The organism is Asticcacaulis taihuensis (assembly GCF_900100255.1).
GTDB classification, from domain to species: Bacteria; Pseudomonadota; Alphaproteobacteria; order Caulobacterales; family Caulobacteraceae; genus Asticcacaulis; species Asticcacaulis taihuensis.
Window position 1 is genome coordinate 1 of record NZ_FMTS01000005.1, and the last position, 18,111, is coordinate 18,111.

Consider the following 18,111-nt stretch of genomic DNA (forward strand, 5'->3'; position numbering starts at 1 on the left):
GCCTGTAAGCGGACGACCAGACCATCGATCTCAGGCGCAGACTGACCGCAGGTAAAACTCTCACCCAAGGGACGCAGGTGAACATCCAGACGATCCTTGGACACATCGATACCAACATATATAAGCGTTTCCATCCTGACCCATCCTTGCATAATCGGGATCGGCAAGGCCGTCCCTGGCGACTGTTCGGGGTTGATGGAAAACGGAAGGCGACCTGGCTCCTAACGGGATGAAACCCCAAGGGGGACACGGTCTGCCTACCGCTTCCAGCGCTGTCCACAAAAGAACAGATGGAAATAACTTACAAGGGGGACCGCGCCGAAGGCGTGGTGGTGGGGTGTCTTACTTGAAATCAGTTCCCCATCCGGACCTGAGACATGGTCACCGGCGTCTTTATGCCCTTGGGATCAAGCAAATAGCCGCGCCACAGCGCATCGCCGCCCTGGGTCAGGTGCAGGAGCGTGGGCGAGCGCGCACCGCCGGCATAATAGGTGACCTCCATGTCGCGGCCGGTCATGTTGATGTCCGACACAAAGCCGGAACTGTTCATGCCGAAGCCCGCCAGCATGGAGCGCCACGCCCCTTCGATCCGGCCGCTGACGGCGTTTTCACTGCGCAGTTCGAGGCCAAGCAGCTTCTGGCCATCGGCACCGGCCACCACCCACGAGCCTTCCATATTGCCGATCTGGCTTTCCTTTGAGCGCAGGGCCGAAAGCAGGCCGGAATCGTAGCTCAGTTCGCGCGAATCCTTTGGGCCTTCGTAGTTGCGGCGGTAAGCATCAACACTGACGGCCGCGCTGGACATCGAGGTCTGCTGCGTTGGGGCCGGGGGTGTTGCGTTCGCTACGGCCGGGGCCTGTGGGGTCAGGGCCTGCTCCACCGTGGTGGCTGCGGGCTGGGTATCCGGCAGAAGATCGTCCTGGGCGGCGCTCGGCGTCATCAGGGCGGCGGAAAGGATCAGGGCGGAAATCACTAGGCTGTACTCTCTTACTGCGGCAATGTCGGAAGGGGGAAGCTGTGCGCGGTTCAGGATGAGCTAATCAGGCGCAACTTAAGAAGTTATTCATCAGATAAGCAAACCATAAAAATTTGTCCAAGCTGGGGCGAAAGGGGAATCACATCGTCGTGAAGCCTGTTAATGCGGATGCGAAGCGTTTGCGTAAATGATCTGCAAAAAACGACTTTTCGTATTCAAAGCTTGATTGACACAGCGCTTTCAGGGTCTAAAAGACCGGCAAGTGTAACGTTTCCGGCTACGGCTATTCTGCCGTCCCGTACAAGACATTGGTTAAGGCCACATCATATGTCTCAGACTCCTCCCCAAACGCCACCAAGACCTTTGTCACCCCATTTGCAGGTCTGGCGCTGGCATATCACCATGTTCAGTTCGATCATGCACCGCGTTACCGGCTCGGCTTCGGTCGCCGGCGCGATCCTGGTCGCCGCCTGGCTGGTCGCGCTCGCCGTGGGGCGCGAACACTATACCTGCTTCCTGACGCTGGCCTCGTCGCCGCTCGGTCTGCTGGTCTGGTTCGGCCTGTCGCTCGCCGGCTTCGTTCACCTGACCGGCGGCCTGCGCCATCTGATCTGGGATACGGGCGCCGGCTTCGAGCCTAAGAAGGCCGACCAGATCGCCCTGTGGACCATGATCCTCGGCGTCATCCTCACCCTCGCCTTCTGGGCGGTCCTCTTCACCACCGGCAAGGTGACCCTCTGATGACTACCGATCGTAATGTCGGCGCCAAGAGCGTCAAATCATGGAAACAATCGGCCCATCATGGCGCCGGAGAATGGCTGGCCGAACGCGGCACCTCGCTGGTCCTGATCCCGCTGACCCTGTGGGCGGCTTACGCGGCCTTCACTGTCGCCGGCGGCGGTTTTGATGCGGCCGTGGCCTTTGCCCGCGTCCCCCTTAATGCCGGCCTGATCGGCCTGACCATGCTGATCTCGGTGTGGCACATGTATATGGGCATTAAGGTCATTATCGATGACTACCTGCAAGGCGGCCTGCGCGGCTTCACACTGTTCCTCAATATTCTCCTGAGTGCGGCTCTCCTGATTGCCACCGGCTACGCGCTCTTCGTTCTGCACCAGGGGGCTTAACTCATGGCCAAACCGTACAACATTATCAATCACGACTATGATGTGGTCGTGGTCGGCGCCGGTGGGTCCGGCCTGCGGGCCGCGCTTGGCGCCGGTCAGGCCGGTCTGAAAACCGCCTGTATCACCAAGGTTTTCCCGACCCGCTCCCACACCGTGGCCGCCCAAGGTGGCGTCGCCGCGAGCTTAGGCAATATGGGCGAGGACAAGTGGGAATGGCACATGTACGACACCGTGAAGGGGTCGGACTGGCTGGGCGATCAGGACGCCATCGAATACCTGGTGCGTAACGCGCCCAAGGCCGTCTACGAACTGGAACACTGGGGCGTGCCCTTCTCGCGCACCGAAGAGGGCAAGATCTATCAGCGTCCGTTCGGCGGCATGACCCGCAACTACGGCGAAGGCCCGGTGCAGCGTACCTGCGCCGCCGCCGACCGCACCGGCCACGCCATGCTGCACACGCTTTACGGCCAATCCGTGCGCAACAATGTCGAATTCTTCATCGAGCATTTCGCGCTTGATCTGATCATGGACGACGGTGTGTGTCGCGGCGTGACCACCTGGCAGCTCGATAACGGCGACATCCACGTCTTCCGCGCCCACCTCGTCATTCTGGCCACCGGCGGCTATGGTCGTGCCTATTTCTCGGCCACCTCGGCCCACACCTGCACCGGTGACGGCAATGCCATGGTGCTGCGCGCCGGCCTGCCGCTCCAGGACATGGAATTCGTGCAGTTCCACCCCACCGGCATCTACGGCTCCGGCTGCCTGATCACCGAAGGCGCGCGCGGCGAAGGTGGCTACCTGACCAATTCGGCGGGCGAGCGCTTCATGGAACGCTACGCCCCCTCCGCCAAGGACCTGGCCTCGCGCGATGTCGTGTCGCGCTCGATGACCATGGAAATCCGCGAAGGCCGCGGCGTCGGCCCGAAGAAGGACCATATCTTCCTGCACCTCGATCACCTGCCGCCGGAAATCCTGCACAAGCGCCTGCCAGGCATCTCGGAATCGGCCAAGATCTTCGCCGGCGTCGATGTGACCAAGGAACCGATCCCGGTTATCCCGACCGTCCACTACAATATGGGCGGCATCCCGACCAATTATCACGGCGAAGTCCTGACCCTGAAGGACGGCAATCCCGATACGGTCGTGCCGGGCCTGATGGCTGTCGGCGAAGCGGCCTGCGTGTCGGTGCACGGCGCCAACCGCCTCGGCTCCAACTCGCTGATTGACCTCGTGGTCTTTGGCCGCGCCGCCGGCCTGCGCGCCAAGGAACTGGTGCAGCCGGGCGTCGCCCACAAGGATATCGGCACGGCGCAGGTCGACAAACACCTGGCCCGCCTCGATAAGTTCCGCAATGCCTCGGGCGCCACCCCCACTGCCAAACTGCGCCTGTCCATGCAGGAAGCCATGCAGAAGGACGCCGCCGTCTTCCGGACCGGCGAAACCCTCAAGGAAGGCGTCGCCCGCCTGGCTGAAATCCATGCCGCCTCGAAGGACATCGGCATCAAGGATCGCGGCCTGATCTGGAACACCGATCTGGTCGAGGCGCTGGAATATGACAACCTGATCAATCAGGCGGTCGTCACGGTCAATTCGGCCGTCAACCGTGAGGAAAGCCGTGGCGCCCACGCCCGCGAGGACTTCCCGAACCGCGACGACGAAAAGTGGATGAAGCACACCCTGATGTGGATCGATACCGATACCGGTCAGGTGAAGACGGACTTCCGTCCGGTCCATACCTACACCATGACGAATGATATCGCCTATATCCAGCCTAAAGCGCGCGTGTACTAGGAGCGTATGAGAAATGGTTGAACTGACACTTCCCCGCGATTCCAAGATCAAACAAGGCAAGCGCTTCAAGGCCGCGAAGAAGACCAAAACGACGCGCACCTACAAGATCTATCGCTTCGATCCGGATGCCGGCGAGAACCCGCGCTGGGATACCTATGAGGTCGACTCGGCCGATCACGGCCCGATGCTGCTCGACAGCCTGATCTACATCAAGAACAACATCGACTCGACCCTGGCTTTCCGCCGCTCATGCCGCGAAGGCATCTGCGGCTCGTGCGCCATGAATATCGGCGGCCGCAACACCCTGGCCTGCACCAAGGGCCACGATGAATTCTCCGGCGATATCACCATAGCCCCGCTGCCGCACATGCCGGTGGTCAAGGACCTGATCCCCGACCTGTCGGGTTTCTATAACCAGTACGCCTCGATCGAGCCGTGGCTGGAATCGAAGACCCCGGACCCGGAAAAGGAACGCCTGCAAACCCCGGCGAACCGCGACAAGCTCGACGGCCTTTATGAGTGTATCCTGTGCGCCTGCTGCTCAACCTCGTGCCCCAGCTACTGGTGGAACCAGGACAAGTATCTCGGGCCGGCGGCCCTGCTGCAAGCCTATCGCTGGATCGCCGACTCGCGCGACGAAAACACCAAGGCGCGCCTGGAGTCGCTCGAAGACCCGTTCAAGCTCTATCGCTGCCACACCATCATGAACTGCGCGCAGGTCTGCCCGAAGGGGCTCAACCCCGCCAAGGCGATCGCCGAAATCAAGAAGATGATGCCCGCGAAGTAAGGCATGGGGGAAACGATCTTTCCCCCATGTACCCCCTTTGCGATGTGGAAAAAATTTTCTCGGGGCGGCCCGTCGAAAATTTTTGCATTTTGCTTTAAGAGCCGAAGCCAGGCTTCGGCTCTATTTATTTGAAGTGACTATCATGGCCAAGATCACCTATATCGAACACGACGGCAAAGAACACATCATCGAGGTCAAGCCGGGCCAGAGCGTCATGGAAGGCGCGGTCAAGAACAATATCCCCGGCATCGATGCCGATTGCGGCGGCGCCTGCGCCTGCGCCACCTGCCACGTCTATGTAGATCCGGAATGGGCCGACAAGACCGGCACGGCTTCGGTTATGGAAGAATCCATGCTCGATTTCGCCAACGACCTGCAACCGACCTCGCGCCTGTCATGCCAGATCATCGTGTCGGATGCGCTCGATGGCCTGATCGTGCGGATGCCAGAGAACCAACACTAAAGAAAGCCAACACTAAAGCGAAACAGCCCTGAATCAGGCGGCGTTTGTCTTCTTGCGGCGGATTTTACGCGGCAACTGGCGCAGCTTCGTCCAAAGCTTGGTCTTTGCCGGTTCCGGATAGGGTTCGAGATTGCGGATAAATTCCGCGGCGCATTCCGGCCACGAAAACTTCTCGGCATAGGCGCGCACCGCCTTGCGGTCGATCTGCAACGCCTCTTCGATCGCCACCTTCAGGTCGTCATTGATGGCGCCGGCGCCGGAACCCGGAATGAGGTCGATGGGGCCATGCGCCGGGAAGGCCGCCACCGGCGTGCCGGCGGCCATGGCCTCGGTAATCACCAGGCCGAACGTATCGGTCAGAGACGGAAAGACGAAGACATCCGAGTCGGCATAGGAGCGCGCCAGGTCTTCGCCAAAGCGCGGGCCGGTAAAGACCACCTCCGGATATTTCGCCTTCAGTTCTTCCAGTTGCGGGCCTTTGCCGACAATCACCTTGGTGCCGGGCAGGTCGAGCTTCAGGAAGGCTTCGATGTTCTTTTCCACCGCCACGCGGCCGATATAGGTCATGATCGGGCGCGGCAAATCGCCGAAGATCGGCTCCAGGTTCGGACGGAAGGTGACCGTATCGACGCCGCGCGTCCATGGCGAGATATTGGTGAAGCCGCGCGATTCCAGGTCTTTTTGCAGGGTCGGCGTCGCCACCATCACCCGGCCGGAGGGCTTGTGGAACCAGCGCATGAAGGCATAGCCGACGCTTAAAGGTATAGGCAGGCGCGCCGAAACGTATTCCGGGAACTTGGTGTGATAGCTGGTGGTGAAGGGCAGCTTGAATTCCTGGCAGACGCGCCGGGCCGCCATGCCAACAAAGCCCTCGGTGGCTATATGAATGGCGTCCGGCTCGTAATCGAGGATGATTTCGCGCACCTCTTCATAGCAGCCGAGCGCCAGCTTGACCTCCGGATAGTCCGGCCAGGACACAGTCTTGAACTGGTTGTAGTCGATGATGTGGAACTCGTGGCCGAGCTTTTCGCACTCCTCGATGGTCCGCCTAAGCGTCGTCACCACGCCATTGACCTGGGGTTCCCATGCATCGGTTGCCAGCAAGATACGCAATTCGTCAGTCCTCAGGGCGTTTCGGATGTTCCGCCTTCAATGCCGGTTGTCTCGCTGTTTGGCAAGACCAAAGCCGGCGGCGACCGGATTGTCGTCACGCGAAGGCGAATTTTGCATTTGTGCGGCGCACAAACGCGAATTGTAAGGAAGCGATAAGGGAATTGATCGTTTGCCGCTTGCCTAAAGGTCAAAAAGCTTTATTTTTAAAGTCAGGAACCCCCTCAGGGCGCCGGATAATTCAAAGTGGTGCATGGGGCGGAAAAAACAGGCAATCATGGCAGAGCGAGCAAGAACAACGCAGGTGCGAGATAAGGATGGGGGCGCCAAGGATACGCCCAAATCACGGCGCACGCGCATCCAGATCCTGGAAACCGCCATGCGCCTCTTCGCCGAGCTAGGCTATGATCGCGCCGGCAATGCCGCCATTGCCGAAGCCTGCGGCTTGACACGCGGCGCCATGCTCTACCATTTCCCGACACGCGAAGACCTTGTCGAAGCCGCCGCCTGGCATATCCATGCCGCGCGCGAAGCCGCTTTCGAGGCCGAGGCCAAGAAGCTGAAACCCGGACAGGACGCGCTTGATGGCGCGATCGACGCCTATTGGCGCCTGCTCGATTCCGTGCCCTTTGCCGCCTTCCTGGCGCTTGAGCGTGCCGGCCGCCAGGATGCCGATGTCGCCAAGGCGATCAAACCGGCGCAGGAAGCCTTCGATAATGCCGCCATGGGCCGCGCCACGCCGGGCTTTATCATGGCCGGCAATGATGCCCGCTTCCAGGCCAGCCGCGACCTGGCCCGCTTTGCCCTCGATGGAATGCACCGCGCCGCCCTGACCTATGAAAATGAGGCGCGGATCGAGAACGTGCTGACCGTGATCAAGCGCGCGATCCATATGCTCAACCGGAAGGGCGACGTCACCGATCTGTGGGGCGAATAGCCCTCACCGGAAAATTATAATCGGCGTTCATATGCCCCACCGCTTTCCAACACATGAAGGCGTAGGGTCCGGGCTTCACCTTACATTGGGAGCCACATACCATGAGCACAACCGACGCCATCGCAATGCTGAAAGCCGATCACCGCGCCGTCAAGGAACTGTTCGAGCAGTTCGAAAAAGCCGAGACGAAGCGGGAAAAAGCCAAACTCGCCACCCAGGCTATGACCGAACTGAAGATCCACACCCAGATCGAGGAGGAACTCTTCTACCCGGCCGTGCGCAAGGCGCTGAACAAGGCCATCGGCAAAGCAGAGGCGACCAGCCTGATGGACGAAGCCGATGAAGAGCACCATGTCGCCAAGTTGCTTATCGCCGAACTGGGCACCATGAAGGCATCCGACGATCACTGGGAAGCCAAGTTCACCGTCCTGTCCGAAAACGTCCTGCACCATGTAAAGGAAGAAGAGGGCGAGATGTTCCCGCAGGCGCGCAAGCTGGATATCGATTATGACGCCCTGGGCGCCGAGATGGCGGCGCGCAAGGAAGAACTGAAGGCGGAGGGTGTTCCTACCTTTGCCGAGCAGACCCTCATTGCCGAATCCGGCATTGCCGATTCCCCGGCTGAAATGACGCGTATGCACTGACGATGATTATGCGCGCCCCAACCCCGAGAAACTTGACCCCGCGGGGTTGGGGCGCGCATAAGCGCGGCAGTCCTGTCACTGTCGAGTGTTTATCATGCGTCACGTCCTGCGTTCCAAGATCCACAATGCCTACGTCACCGAAGCCAACCTCGCCTATATCGGCTCCATCACCATAGATGAGGCCCTGATGGAGGCGGCCGGGCTGTGGGAAGGCGAGCGCGTTCTGGTGGTTTCCAATACCTCCGGTCACCGACTGGAGACCTATGTCATCCGGGGGGAGCGCGATTCCGGCGTCATAGCCATGAACGGGGCGGCGGCACATCTGATCAATGAGTCGGAACAGATCATCATCATGGGGTTCGAACTGTCGGACAAGCCGATTATCCCCAATGTCGTGCTCGTCGACAGGCACAACAGACTTGACCGCTATCTGTCAGAAACGCCGCATACGATTCTCCCACAGGAATCGTGAATGAGGCGAAAAAGCGTCCGGCTTTCGCAAGCCCTTGAGCGGTATGGAAAAAGCCGAAATTTAACTTCTCATTAACGAAAAAGTTCGCCAAAACATCGACTTGATCCTTGACGAAAACTCTGGCCTATGGCCCCTTATATAGACGGGCGGGCTGACGCAGACACTAGATATAGTTGTTAACGTCTCCCATATGGGTAGCTCCGGGTCCGGAGCGATTTCGAGATTTCAAGGGTAGAGTGACAATGTCAGCGAACGAAGCAGTCAAGCGTGAAACAGTGGCCGCCGGTAAGGTTAACATGGCTGTCCGCCCGAAGGAGCGCGCCGAGTTCAAGCTGGTCACCAAGGTTGTCACCGATCCGTCGCGCGATGCGCTGCTGACCGACTTCGGCAAGACCACGCTCGATGACCGTTACCTGATGCCGGGTGAAACCTACCAGGACATGTTCGCCCGCGTCGCCACCACCTATGCCGACGACGCCGATCACGCCCAGCGCATCTATGATTATATCTCGCGCCTGTGGTTCATGCCTGCCACGCCGGTGCTCTCCAATGGCGGCGCCAAGCGCGGCCTGCCGATCTCGTGCTTCCTCAACGCCGTGCCCGATAATCTCGAAGGCATCGTCTCGGTGTGGAACGAAAACGTTGCCCTGGCCTCTAACGGCGGCGGCATTGGCACCTACTGGGGCGGCGTCCGCTCGATCGGTGAAAAGGTCAAGGGCGCCGGCCAGACCTCCGGCATCATCCCCTTCATCCGCGTCATGGATTCGCTGACCCTCGCCATTTCGCAGGGTTCCCTGCGCCGCGGGTCTGCCGCCGTGTATATCGACGTCTTCCACCCGGAAATCGAAGAGTTCCTCGAAATCCGCAAGGCATCGGGTGACTTCAACCGCAAATCGCTGAACCTGCACCACGGCATCGGCATCACCGATGAATTCATGGAAGCCGTGCGTGATGGCGCCCAGTTCGGCCTGCGCTCACCCAAGAACAACGAAATCGTCCGCTTTATCGACGCCCGTTCGCTGTGGCAGAAAATTCTGGAAATCCGCCTGCAGACCGGTGAGCCCTACCTGATCTTCTCTGACACCGTGAACCGCGCCATGCCGGCGCACCAGCGTGAGCTGGGGCTGAAGGTCCGTCAGTCGAACCTGTGCTCGGAAATCATGCTGCATACCGGCATCGACCACAAGGGCCGCGACCGTACCGCCGTCTGCTGCCTGTCGTCGGTCAATGCCGAGACCTTCCTGGAATGGCGCGACCAGCCGGGCTTCGTCGAAGACATCATGCGCTTCCTCGATAACGTGCTGGAGGATTTCATCCAGTGCGCGCCGTCCTCGATGGACAACGCCGTCTATTCCGCCATGCGCGAACGCTCGGTCGGTCTCGGCCTGATGGGCTTCCACTCCTTCCTGCAAAGCCAAGGCGTGGCCTTTGAATCGGCCATGGCCAAGTCGTGGAACATGCGCCTGTTCAAGCACCTGCGCCGCGAAGCCGACAAGGCGTCGGTCAAGCTGGCCGAAGAGCGCGGCGCCTGCATGGATGCCGAAGAGCGCGGCGTCATGGAGCGCTTCTCGCACAAGCTGGCCATCGCCCCGACCGCCTCGATCTCGATCATCTGCGGCGGCACCTCGGCCGGCATCGAGCCAATCCCGGCCAATATCTATACCCACAAGACGCTCTCCGGCTCCTTCGCCGTCAAGAATCCGTATCTGGTCGATCTGCTGGAAGAAAAGGGCCTGAATACTTCGGAGGTGTGGGATTCGATCGTCCAGCACGAAGGTTCCGTCCAGCACCTGGACGCCCTGTCGCAGGATGAAAAGGACGTCTTCAAGACCGCCTTTGAAATCGATCAGCGCTGGGTAGTTGAACTGGCCGCCGACCGCACGCCGGAAATCTGCCAGTCGCAGTCGCTGAACATCTTCCTGCCCGGCGATGTCGACAAGTGGGATCTGCATATGCTGCACTGGACGGCGTGGGAGCAGGGCGTCAAGTCGCTCTATTATCTGCGCTCCAAGTCAGTCCAGCGCGCCTCGCACGCCGGCAGCGACACCAAGGAAGCCGTCGAAAAGATGGACACGCCGAAGACGGACTATGAGGAATGCCTGGCCTGCCAGTAAGTTGAAAGACGCGGGGTCACGGACCCCGCACCCCGTAGGCCAGTCAGAGCTTGATCCAACTTTATAATTCAATAAAAAAGGGCCTCCAAATGAGGCCCTTTTTTATTGAATTGCATAGACGATCCAGACTTGGTCGACTTACGGGGTGTGGGGCCTGTGGCCCCACGTCTTATTTCTTCTGCTCGGCTGCCGGGCGGTCGCCGATCATCGGCGCGGCATGATCTTTCTTCTGCATGTCGGTAATGCGCAGGACGACAGGGCCCAGAATGACCAGGAACAGCACCGGCAGGAAGAAGACGATCATCGGCACGGTCAGCTGGGCCGGCAGGGCGGCGGCTTTCTTCTCCGCCGCCGAAAGGCGCATTTCGCGGTTTTCCTTGGCCATGACGCGCAGGGCGGTGCCTAGTGGGGTGCCGTATTTCTCGGCCTGGACCATGGCGGTACACACGGCCTTGATGCCGGGGTGGTTGGTGCGTTTGGACAGCCCCTCATAGGCCATCCGGCGTTCCGGCAGGTAAGAGAGTTCGGCCACCAGCAGGGAGAGTTCCTCGGCCAGTTCGATGGAGGACGGCCCCATTTCGGCGGCCACCTTTTGCAGGGCGGTTTCGATCGACATGCCGGCTTCGACCGAAATCAGCAGCAGGTCGAGCGAATCGGGAAACGCCTGCATGATCGAGGTCCGGCGCTTGGTGGCCAGGTTCTTGATATAGATATTCGGCGCATAATAGCCGATGACGAAGGCGCCGACCGTAATCAGCAGCTTGATCTGTACCGGATAGTGACCGATATCAATCACGAACATCTCAAAGGCGGCGATGGCGCCCAGCACGAACGGCATGGCGAAGCGGAAGAAGTAGAAGGTCGAGACCGGCTTGGGACCGCGAAAACCGGCCGTGGCCAGGTTATCGACCACCTTGGGATCTTCCAGCAGAGTCTTGAGGTTCAGCTTCTCGACCAGGGCGCGATACGGGCTGGTGTCGGTATGGCGCAGGCTGGAACCTTCCTTGACGGTTTGGCGCGAGAGGCGGCGCAGTTCGTCGCGGCGGGTGGCCACGGACTTCATGCGCTTATCGAGCTGGTCGCCAGAGGTCAGGCTCTGGCCGAGCGTCAGCAGGCTAAAAAAGGCGAGGACGGCGACGAAACCGAAGACCAGGTTGCCCGGCGTCATGATAAAGGCGGCGAAATCGGTCATGTGTGTGCCCGCCCTAGAATTTGAAGTTGATCATCTTGCGCATCATCATGATGCCCATGAACATCCAGGTCGCGCCGCCGAGCAGCATCAGTTGCCCGCGCGTATCGGTAAACATCGGCGCAATATATTCCGGACGCACGACCGAGATCATGATGCCGACGCCCGGTGGCAGCACACCGATGATCGAGGCCGAGGCAATGGCTTCGGAGGAGAGTGCCTTGATCTTTTCACGCATCATCTTGCGGGCGCGCAGCACGGCCGACAGGTTGCCGAGCGCTTCGGAGAGGTTGCCGCCTGTCTTCGCCTGGATAGCGATGACGATGGTGAAGAAGCGCAGTTCCGGCGCGGGAATATGCTCGCTCATCTTTTCAAGCGCGCCGTCAAGCGACATGCCGACACCGACATTTTCGACCAGGCGCTGGAATTCCGGGCCAAGCGGCGCGCTGCATTCCTTGGCCACCAGCTTCAGGCCGTCGTTGACCGGCAGGCCGGACTTGATGCCGCGGGTAATGATATCCATGGCGTTGGGAAATTCTTCGGTGAATTTCTTGATGCGTCGCGCCGCCATCATGCCGAGCACCCAGCGCGGCAGGCCATAGCAGGCGGCGAAAGCGGCGCCGCAGGCGATCAGCAGGCGCAGCAGGAAAGGCATGTGCCCCAGCGCCAGCAGCGGAATGACGAAGGCCACGGCGCCGAGGATGCCGCTGTAGAGCCAGAACTTGGTAATATCCGGGCTCACACCGGCGTGCAGCATCCGCGCGCGCAGGGTCAGGCGCGCCTTGCGTTCGCGCTTGTCGGCTTCCTTGAGCTGCTCGGTGATCTGCCGGCGGCGCTCTTCGGGTGTCTTGGCCTGGGCCTTCTGGCGCTGTTTGGTGCGGGTATTGCTGCCGAGGCCGATAGTCTGGGTTCGTTTGGTCAGTGCCGCCGAACCTCCGCCCCCGCCGGTGAAGGCGAAGCCGAGGCTGGCGATGATCACGAAGCCCAGAAAGGCGATCAGGATGGTCATGAGCATGGGCTATTCCGATGCATCCAAGGCTTCGGCCAGTTCACGCTCAAGGCCGTAATATTTGGCGCGGTCCCAGAAGCGCGGGCGGCCGATGCCGGTGGAGCGGTGGCGACCGATGATCTTGCCCTGCTTGTCCTCGCCCTCGATTTCATAGACGAACAGATCCTGGGTAACGATGACATCGCCTTCCAGGCCCAGTACCTCAGTGATGTGGGTGATGCGGCGCGAGCCGTCGCGCAGGCGGGCGGCCTGGACGATGACATCGATCGAGCCGACAATCATCTCGCGGATGGTGCGCGAGGGCAGGCCGTAGCCGCCCATGGTGATCATCGATTCCAGACGCGATACGGCTTCGCGCGGGGAGTTGGCGTGCAGCGTGCCCATCGAGCCGTCGTGGCCGGTATTCATGGCCTGGAGCAGGTCAAAGGCTTCCGGGCCGCGGACTTCGCCGACGATGATGCGTTCGGGGCGCATCCGCAGACAGTTCTTGACCAGGTCGCGCATGGTGATCGTGCCCTGGCCTTCGAGATTGGGAGGGCGCGTTTCCAGACGCACCACATGCGGCTGCTGGAGCTGGAGTTCGGCGGCGTCTTCGCAGGTGATGACGCGTTCGGTCGGATCGATGAAGGCGGTCAGGGTATTGAGCAGGGTGGTCTTGCCGGAGCCCGTACCGCCGGAAATCAGCACATTGCAGCGCGAGGCGCCGATGACGCCCAGCACGCGCGCCCCTTCCGGGCTGATGGAGGCGAACTCCACCAGGTTGCGCATGGTCAGCTTGTCTTTCTTGAACTTCCGGATGGTGAGCGTGGGGCCATCGAGCGCCAGCGGCGGCGCGATGACGTTGACGCGGGAACCATCGGGCAGACGGGCGTCACACACCGGCGAACTTTCATCGACGCGACGGCCGACCTGCGACACGATGCGCTGGCAGATATTCATCAGTTGCTGGTTGTCGCGGAAGCGCACATTGGTGAGCTGCACCTTGCCGCCGACTTCGATGAAGACGCGTGTGGCGCCATTGACCATGATGTCGGCGATGTCGTCGCGCGCCAGAAGCGGTTCCAGCGGGCCGTAGCCCAGAACGTCGTTGATGATGTCCTGGACGAGATTGTCCTGTTCGGCCACCGACATGGAGACGTTCTTGATCGCCACCAGTTCGGCAACGATATCGCGGATTTCCTCGGAAGCCGCCTTGTGATCGAGCGAGGCAAGCTGGCTCAGATCGATGGTATTAAGCAGGGCATTGAAGATCGCCGTCTTGGTGGCGTGGTAATAGTCAGACTGCTCACGGACGATTTCGGTGACCGCCTGCGCCTGGTGCATCTGCTCCAGGCCCTTGCTCAGTTTGTTGGGGGCGAGTTTTGCCTTGGCGGCCGCAGCGCCAGTATCCGCACCGACACGTTTTTCCTGACTGAGTTCGGGCAGGGCGGTGCGCGGCGTGGCGGTATTCTGGGCGGGCGTCTTGCCATCCAGGGTCTGCGGGCGCGTGGCGATATCCGACCGGGCCGAGGCGGGCGGCGGGGCCGCACTCAGAGCCTGGGCGCGGATCTCCAGCTGCGACGGGCCGGACCGGGCCGCATCGGCGAGGGCGCGCGTGCCTGCCCCTTGAGCCCCTTCGGTCGGACGTTTACCAAACACGTTCAGAACCTCACTTCTTAAACAGATTGCCCAGGAAGGAGGACGATTTCTTGGTTTTAGGTTCCGGATTGCGGCCGGTGATGCGGGCCGTCAGTTGCGCCATGGCGTCGGCCACCTTGCCGGCGGGCGCCACCTCGCTCAGCATCTGGCCGTTGTTCGACGCCTGGCCGAACAGCTTGGCATCGAAGGGAATCAGGGCGCAGGGCTCGATACCGAGCGCGGCGGTGAAATCCTTGACCGGAATTTCCGGACGGCCCGGCATCTCGGTCTGGTTCAGCACCAGTTTCGGCGCGGCGTCATTGGGGCGCGAATGCTTGAGCAGGTCGATGATGTTCTTGGCATTGCGCAAGCTCGCCAGGTCCGGCGTGGCCACGATGACGACCTCATCGGCGGCGATCAGATTCGCTTTCAGCCAGGGTGACCACAGGTGCGGCAGGTCCATGACGATATAGGGCGCGGCCGAGCGCACCTTGCGCGTCACCTCGTCATAGGCGTCCTGGTCGGCGGTGTAGTCCTGGTCGAGGGCGGCCGGCGCCGAGAACAGCGACAGGCGGTCGGTGCATTTAGCGAGCATCCGGTCGAGCAGCACGGAATCGAGACGATCCGGTTCGTTCAGCGCCTCGGCCATGCCCTGCAGCGGGTCCTGGTTGAAATCGAGGCCGGCGGTGCCGAACGGCAGGTCGTAATCGACGATGACCGTATTCGACTGCATCTGTTCGCTGAGATTGTAGGCGAAGTTGTGGGCGATGGAGGAAGAACCAGCGCCGCCGCGCGCGCCGACAAAGGCGATGGTGCGGCCGACGAAGGGCGTTTCCGGATCGTTGAAAAGGGTGGCGATCGACTTGATCAGTTGCATCGGCTGGACAGGTGCAACCAGATAGTCGCTGACGCCCTGGCGGATCAGTTCGCGGTATAGGGAAATGTCGTTGTGTGCGCCGATGACCACCACCTTGGTATTGGCGTCGCACACCTCGGCAAGCTGGCCCAACTGATCGAGCAGGTCGCGGCCGCGCGCGGCGCTTTCGACGAAGATCAGCGAGGGCGTGGGTTCGTGGCGATAGGTTTCGATCGCCTCGGCAATGCCGCCGCGCCGGACCAGTGACTGGGCGCGTGTCATGCGGCGGTCGAGTGCCGCCGCGTCACAGGCCGCGACCGAGGCTTCATTGTCCGGGAAGAAATGAATGGCGATGCGCGGAATGGAAATCGCGCCGATATCCTCGTCATCATGGCTGAAATGCAGGCCGGCCGGCTCGCGCAGGCTCAAAGGGGCGGCTGACCCGGAGGCCGGGGCCGCGAAAGCCTGGCGTTGCAGATCGGCAGGCAGCGCTTCCGGCTCGTCATCGAACGCGTCGGCGAACGGATCGCGCGCCGGGGTTTCCGCCGCATACGAGGCCGCGTAGCTGTCCACGGCATAGTCGTCCTCGGCATCGAGCCTGGCCTTGTAGTCGACGAACTCGTCGTCGAGGTCATCAAGGCTGTCGAAGGGGTCATTATGTTTGGCGGGATTTGCCATGATCTGCCTTGCTCTACTTGATCGCGTTGGAAATGGCGCCCGTGGCGTTGTCATCCTTCGCCGAAGACGTGACGTCGCCCTTGCGGTACTTGTCGAACACCACGGAGCGACGTCCCATGTCCGCCGATGTGGCGGCCCTCGGTGTCTGAAGATCGCGCGGATCGGCGATCTGGGCGGCCAGGTTGGAAGAAACGGCGCAGCCGAAGTTCTGGTAAGGCGTGTTGTTGCGCGTGGCCGCCAGGTTTTCCCAGGTCTGACCGCAGGCATAGGTGCGGGCGCGGTAATCGACGATATTGACTGTGACAATATCGGCGGCTTGGCCCGCCTGGCTCAGTTGCGACAAGCTGGTTGCGGCGACATCGTGATCGACCAGATAATCGCCGACCGTGCGTCCGGCGGCGATAGCGGCCGGATCGCCACTGGTGATGATTTCGACATTTACCGGCGCGCCGGAGGTCCAGCCTGCCTTTTGGGCGATCTGGTCGAGCGCCGTGCGCTGGTTGCCCGACAGGCCGTTCGGATTGATGCGCAGATTGATGGTCTTTGTCATCGTCTGCGCTTGGAGCGGATACTGCTCGGTGGGCGTCGGCGCCGTCAGGGCCATGCCGCCCGCCGTGCCGGAATCGGTGGCGCAGCCGGTCAGCGACAGAACCGCCAGTGAGGCGGTGAGCGATAAGGCTAAAGGACGTAAGACCAAAGAACGTAAAAGATGTGTCATGTCTGTGTCCTATTCAATCACGTAGCCGACGGGCGCCTGATAAGGTTCGGGTGCCTGCCCGGAAGCAACGGCGGCCGGTTTGACGATCTTGTTGAGCGTGCCCATGAAGGTGGCGCTCATGTCGCCGGCGGCCTGCAGGTTGTCGGCCGGGGTCTGCATGGCGTCGGGGTTGGTGGGGTCGACGATATAGGGCGTGACCAGCACGACCATTTCGGTTTCGTCATTGAGGAAGTCACGCGAACGGAACAGCGAGCCCAGAACCGGCAGGGAGGTCATGCCCGGCAGGGAATCGAGGCTTTCCTTGAATTTCGATTGCAGCAGACCGGCGATCATCAGGGAAGACCCCGACTGCATTTCGACGCTGGTTTCCGCGCGCCGGACGCTGAGCGCCGGAACGGTGACGCCGCCGGAAACGGTGAAGGCGCCGGTATTGGTCAGTTCGGAAACCTCGGTTGATATCTTGAGCGAGATGCGGCCGCCAGAAAGCACGACCGGTGTAAAGCCGAGACCGACACCAAACGGCTTAAATTCGATACTGACGCGGCCCTGGTCGTCTTCGCCGGTCGGCACGGGGAATTCACCGCCGGCCAGGAACTTGGCCGATTCGCCGGAAACCGCCGTCAGATTGGGTTCGGCCAGGGTGCGGGCCAAACCGGCATGTTCAAACGCTTCGAGGCAGGCATTGCTGCTGGTGCCATAGTTCAGTTTGCCGGCATTGGTAACCGTGGTGGTCGTGCCGCCGTTCGTGGTTGTGGTGGTCGTAGAGCCGTCAAGGGTCGCCGTCTTGGCCTGTCCATAGCAAAGGCCCTTGCTGCCCTGATAACCGCCATTGGCGCCATAGGAATTGGAACGGCCAAAGGAATAGGATTTGGTGCCGTCATTATAGGTAATGGAACTGGACAAGCCCAGTTGCTTGATCGAGGAGCGGTTGACCTCGACAATACGCACCTTGAGCGTCACCTGATCCTTGCCGGCTATGGTCATCAGGTTGAGCACATTATCCGGAGAGCCGGCGAAACTGGCGGCCAGGCGGCCGATCTGGTCGGATTCGCCGGCATCATGCGCAATGCCCGACAGGACGACATGGCCATTGACGCTCTGGACCTCGACATGGGTGCCGGGGAAGAGGCGCTGGACCGCGTCGGCCAGGCCGTCGGTCGGGGCATCGACTATGATCGAGAGGTTGAGGATCTGGCGGCCCATGCCGTCGAAGAAGATGGCGTCGGACTGGCCATTGGCCACACCCAGCACGAAGATGCGGCGCGGCGTGCGCAGCACGGCATCGGCGACGGCGGGATTGGAGACGAAGACATCGCTGGCGTCGACCGGCAGGTCGATGACCGCCGACCGGCCTTTGGAGAGGTTCAGAACCTGCGTCTTGACCGAAGCGGTTTGGGTATGGACCTGAAGGCCGCCGGCGGACGCCGCCGCGGCCATGCCAGGTAAGGCCATGCCGAAGAGGGCCGTGCCAAGGATGAGGCTAGTAAGGACAGTCTTGATCCTCCCCTGCGCAGCGGGAACCTTCGTTCCGAAGGAGGTGTCGAGCAAGCGAAGCGCGTCGAGACGGAGGGGGGCTTTCCACCGTCGATTTGCCCCCTCCGTCACGGACAAGCCGTGACA

The 18,111-nt window shown here is 61.2% G+C and carries 17 protein-coding genes; 9 read left to right on the forward strand and 8 right to left on the reverse strand.

Annotated elements, in window-relative coordinates; translation table 11 throughout:
• Positions 1-352: 352 nt before the first annotated feature.
• On the reverse strand, positions 353-973 hold the full coding sequence (locus BLO49_RS12390; RefSeq protein ID WP_090649065.1) for a hypothetical protein: 621 nt from the start codon (positions 971-973) through the stop codon (positions 353-355).
• A 330-nt stretch (positions 974-1,303) separates the two neighbouring features.
• Between BLO49_RS12390 and sdhC the strand changes: the two genes are divergently transcribed.
• From sdhC to BLO49_RS12415, 5 genes are all read left to right on the forward strand, one after another.
• Positions 1,304-1,717 (forward strand): succinate dehydrogenase, cytochrome b556 subunit, encoded by a 414-nt coding sequence (gene sdhC / locus BLO49_RS12395; RefSeq protein WP_090649069.1) that lies wholly within the window; start codon positions 1,304-1,306, stop codon positions 1,715-1,717.
• On the forward strand, positions 1,717-2,103 hold the full coding sequence (gene sdhD, locus BLO49_RS12400; RefSeq protein WP_090649071.1) for a succinate dehydrogenase, hydrophobic membrane anchor protein: 387 nt from the start codon (positions 1,717-1,719) through the stop codon (positions 2,101-2,103). The genes sdhC and sdhD overlap by 1 nt, the downstream gene beginning before the upstream one ends.
• A gap of 3 nt (positions 2,104-2,106) precedes the next feature.
• Positions 2,107-3,897 carry a succinate dehydrogenase flavoprotein subunit gene (gene sdhA, locus BLO49_RS12405; RefSeq protein WP_090649074.1) on the forward strand — a complete coding sequence of 597 codons (1,791 nt, stop codon included), beginning with the start codon at positions 2,107-2,109 and terminating at the stop codon, positions 3,895-3,897.
• 13 nt (positions 3,898-3,910) lie between these two features.
• A complete protein-coding gene (locus BLO49_RS12410) occupies positions 3,911-4,684 on the forward strand; it encodes a succinate dehydrogenase iron-sulfur subunit (protein WP_090649077.1) in 774 nt (257 codons plus the stop codon).
• 142 nt (positions 4,685-4,826) lie between these two features.
• Positions 4,827-5,147 carry a 2Fe-2S iron-sulfur cluster-binding protein gene (locus tag BLO49_RS12415; protein ID WP_090649080.1) on the forward strand — a complete coding sequence of 107 codons (321 nt, stop codon included), beginning with the start codon at positions 4,827-4,829 and terminating at the stop codon, positions 5,145-5,147.
• Between the two features lie 33 nt (positions 5,148-5,180).
• On the opposite strand, the gene BLO49_RS12420 is transcribed toward BLO49_RS12415, so the two are convergent.
• Complete coding sequence (locus BLO49_RS12420; protein ID WP_090649083.1) at positions 5,181-6,260, reverse strand: glycosyltransferase family 4 protein; 1,080 nt, start codon at positions 6,258-6,260, stop codon at positions 5,181-5,183.
• 274 nt (positions 6,261-6,534) lie between these two features.
• Here BLO49_RS12420 and BLO49_RS12425 point away from each other — a divergent pair, with 274 nt between their 5' ends.
• The 4 genes from BLO49_RS12425 (at position 6,535) to BLO49_RS12440 (ending at position 10,424) form a co-directional block, all read left to right on the forward strand.
• Entirely contained in the window at positions 6,535-7,194 is a 660-nt protein-coding gene (locus tag BLO49_RS12425; RefSeq protein WP_090649712.1) for a TetR/AcrR family transcriptional regulator, read from the forward strand.
• A 101-nt stretch (positions 7,195-7,295) separates the two neighbouring features.
• Complete coding sequence (locus BLO49_RS12430) at positions 7,296-7,838, forward strand: hemerythrin domain-containing protein (RefSeq protein WP_090649086.1); 543 nt, start codon at positions 7,296-7,298, stop codon at positions 7,836-7,838.
• A gap of 94 nt (positions 7,839-7,932) precedes the next feature.
• On the forward strand, positions 7,933-8,310 hold the full coding sequence (gene panD, locus BLO49_RS12435) for an aspartate 1-decarboxylase (RefSeq protein ID WP_090649089.1): 378 nt from the start codon (positions 7,933-7,935) through the stop codon (positions 8,308-8,310).
• A gap of 242 nt (positions 8,311-8,552) precedes the next feature.
• Complete coding sequence (locus tag BLO49_RS12440) at positions 8,553-10,424, forward strand: ribonucleoside-diphosphate reductase subunit alpha (protein ID WP_090649092.1); 1,872 nt, start codon at positions 8,553-8,555, stop codon at positions 10,422-10,424.
• Positions 10,425-10,593: 169 nt separating this feature from the next.
• On the opposite strand, the gene BLO49_RS12445 is transcribed toward BLO49_RS12440, so the two are convergent.
• Genes BLO49_RS12445 through BLO49_RS12470 form a run of 6 tightly spaced genes read right to left on the reverse strand, consistent with a single transcriptional unit; the run spans position 10,594 to position 17,943 of the window.
• Positions 10,594-11,616 carry a type II secretion system F family protein gene (locus BLO49_RS12445; protein ID WP_090649094.1) on the reverse strand — a complete coding sequence of 341 codons (1,023 nt, stop codon included), beginning with the start codon at positions 11,614-11,616 and terminating at the stop codon, positions 10,594-10,596.
• Between the two features lie 13 nt (positions 11,617-11,629).
• A complete protein-coding gene (locus BLO49_RS12450) occupies positions 11,630-12,628 on the reverse strand; it encodes a type II secretion system F family protein (RefSeq protein WP_090649097.1) in 999 nt (332 codons plus the stop codon).
• Positions 12,629-12,631: 3 nt separating this feature from the next.
• Entirely contained in the window at positions 12,632-14,260 is a 1,629-nt protein-coding gene (locus tag BLO49_RS12455; protein WP_415500376.1) for a TadA family conjugal transfer-associated ATPase, read from the reverse strand.
• A gap of 10 nt (positions 14,261-14,270) precedes the next feature.
• Complete coding sequence (locus BLO49_RS12460) at positions 14,271-15,773, reverse strand: cellulose synthase operon protein YhjQ/BcsQ (protein WP_090649100.1); 1,503 nt, start codon at positions 15,771-15,773, stop codon at positions 14,271-14,273.
• A 13-nt stretch (positions 15,774-15,786) separates the two neighbouring features.
• Entirely contained in the window at positions 15,787-16,491 is a 705-nt protein-coding gene (locus BLO49_RS12465) for a CpaD family pilus assembly protein (protein WP_090649103.1), read from the reverse strand.
• A 9-nt stretch (positions 16,492-16,500) separates the two neighbouring features.
• Positions 16,501-17,943 (reverse strand): type II and III secretion system protein family protein, encoded by a 1,443-nt coding sequence (locus BLO49_RS12470; protein ID WP_090649715.1) that lies wholly within the window; start codon positions 17,941-17,943, stop codon positions 16,501-16,503.
• Positions 17,944-18,111: the final 168 nt, after the last annotated feature.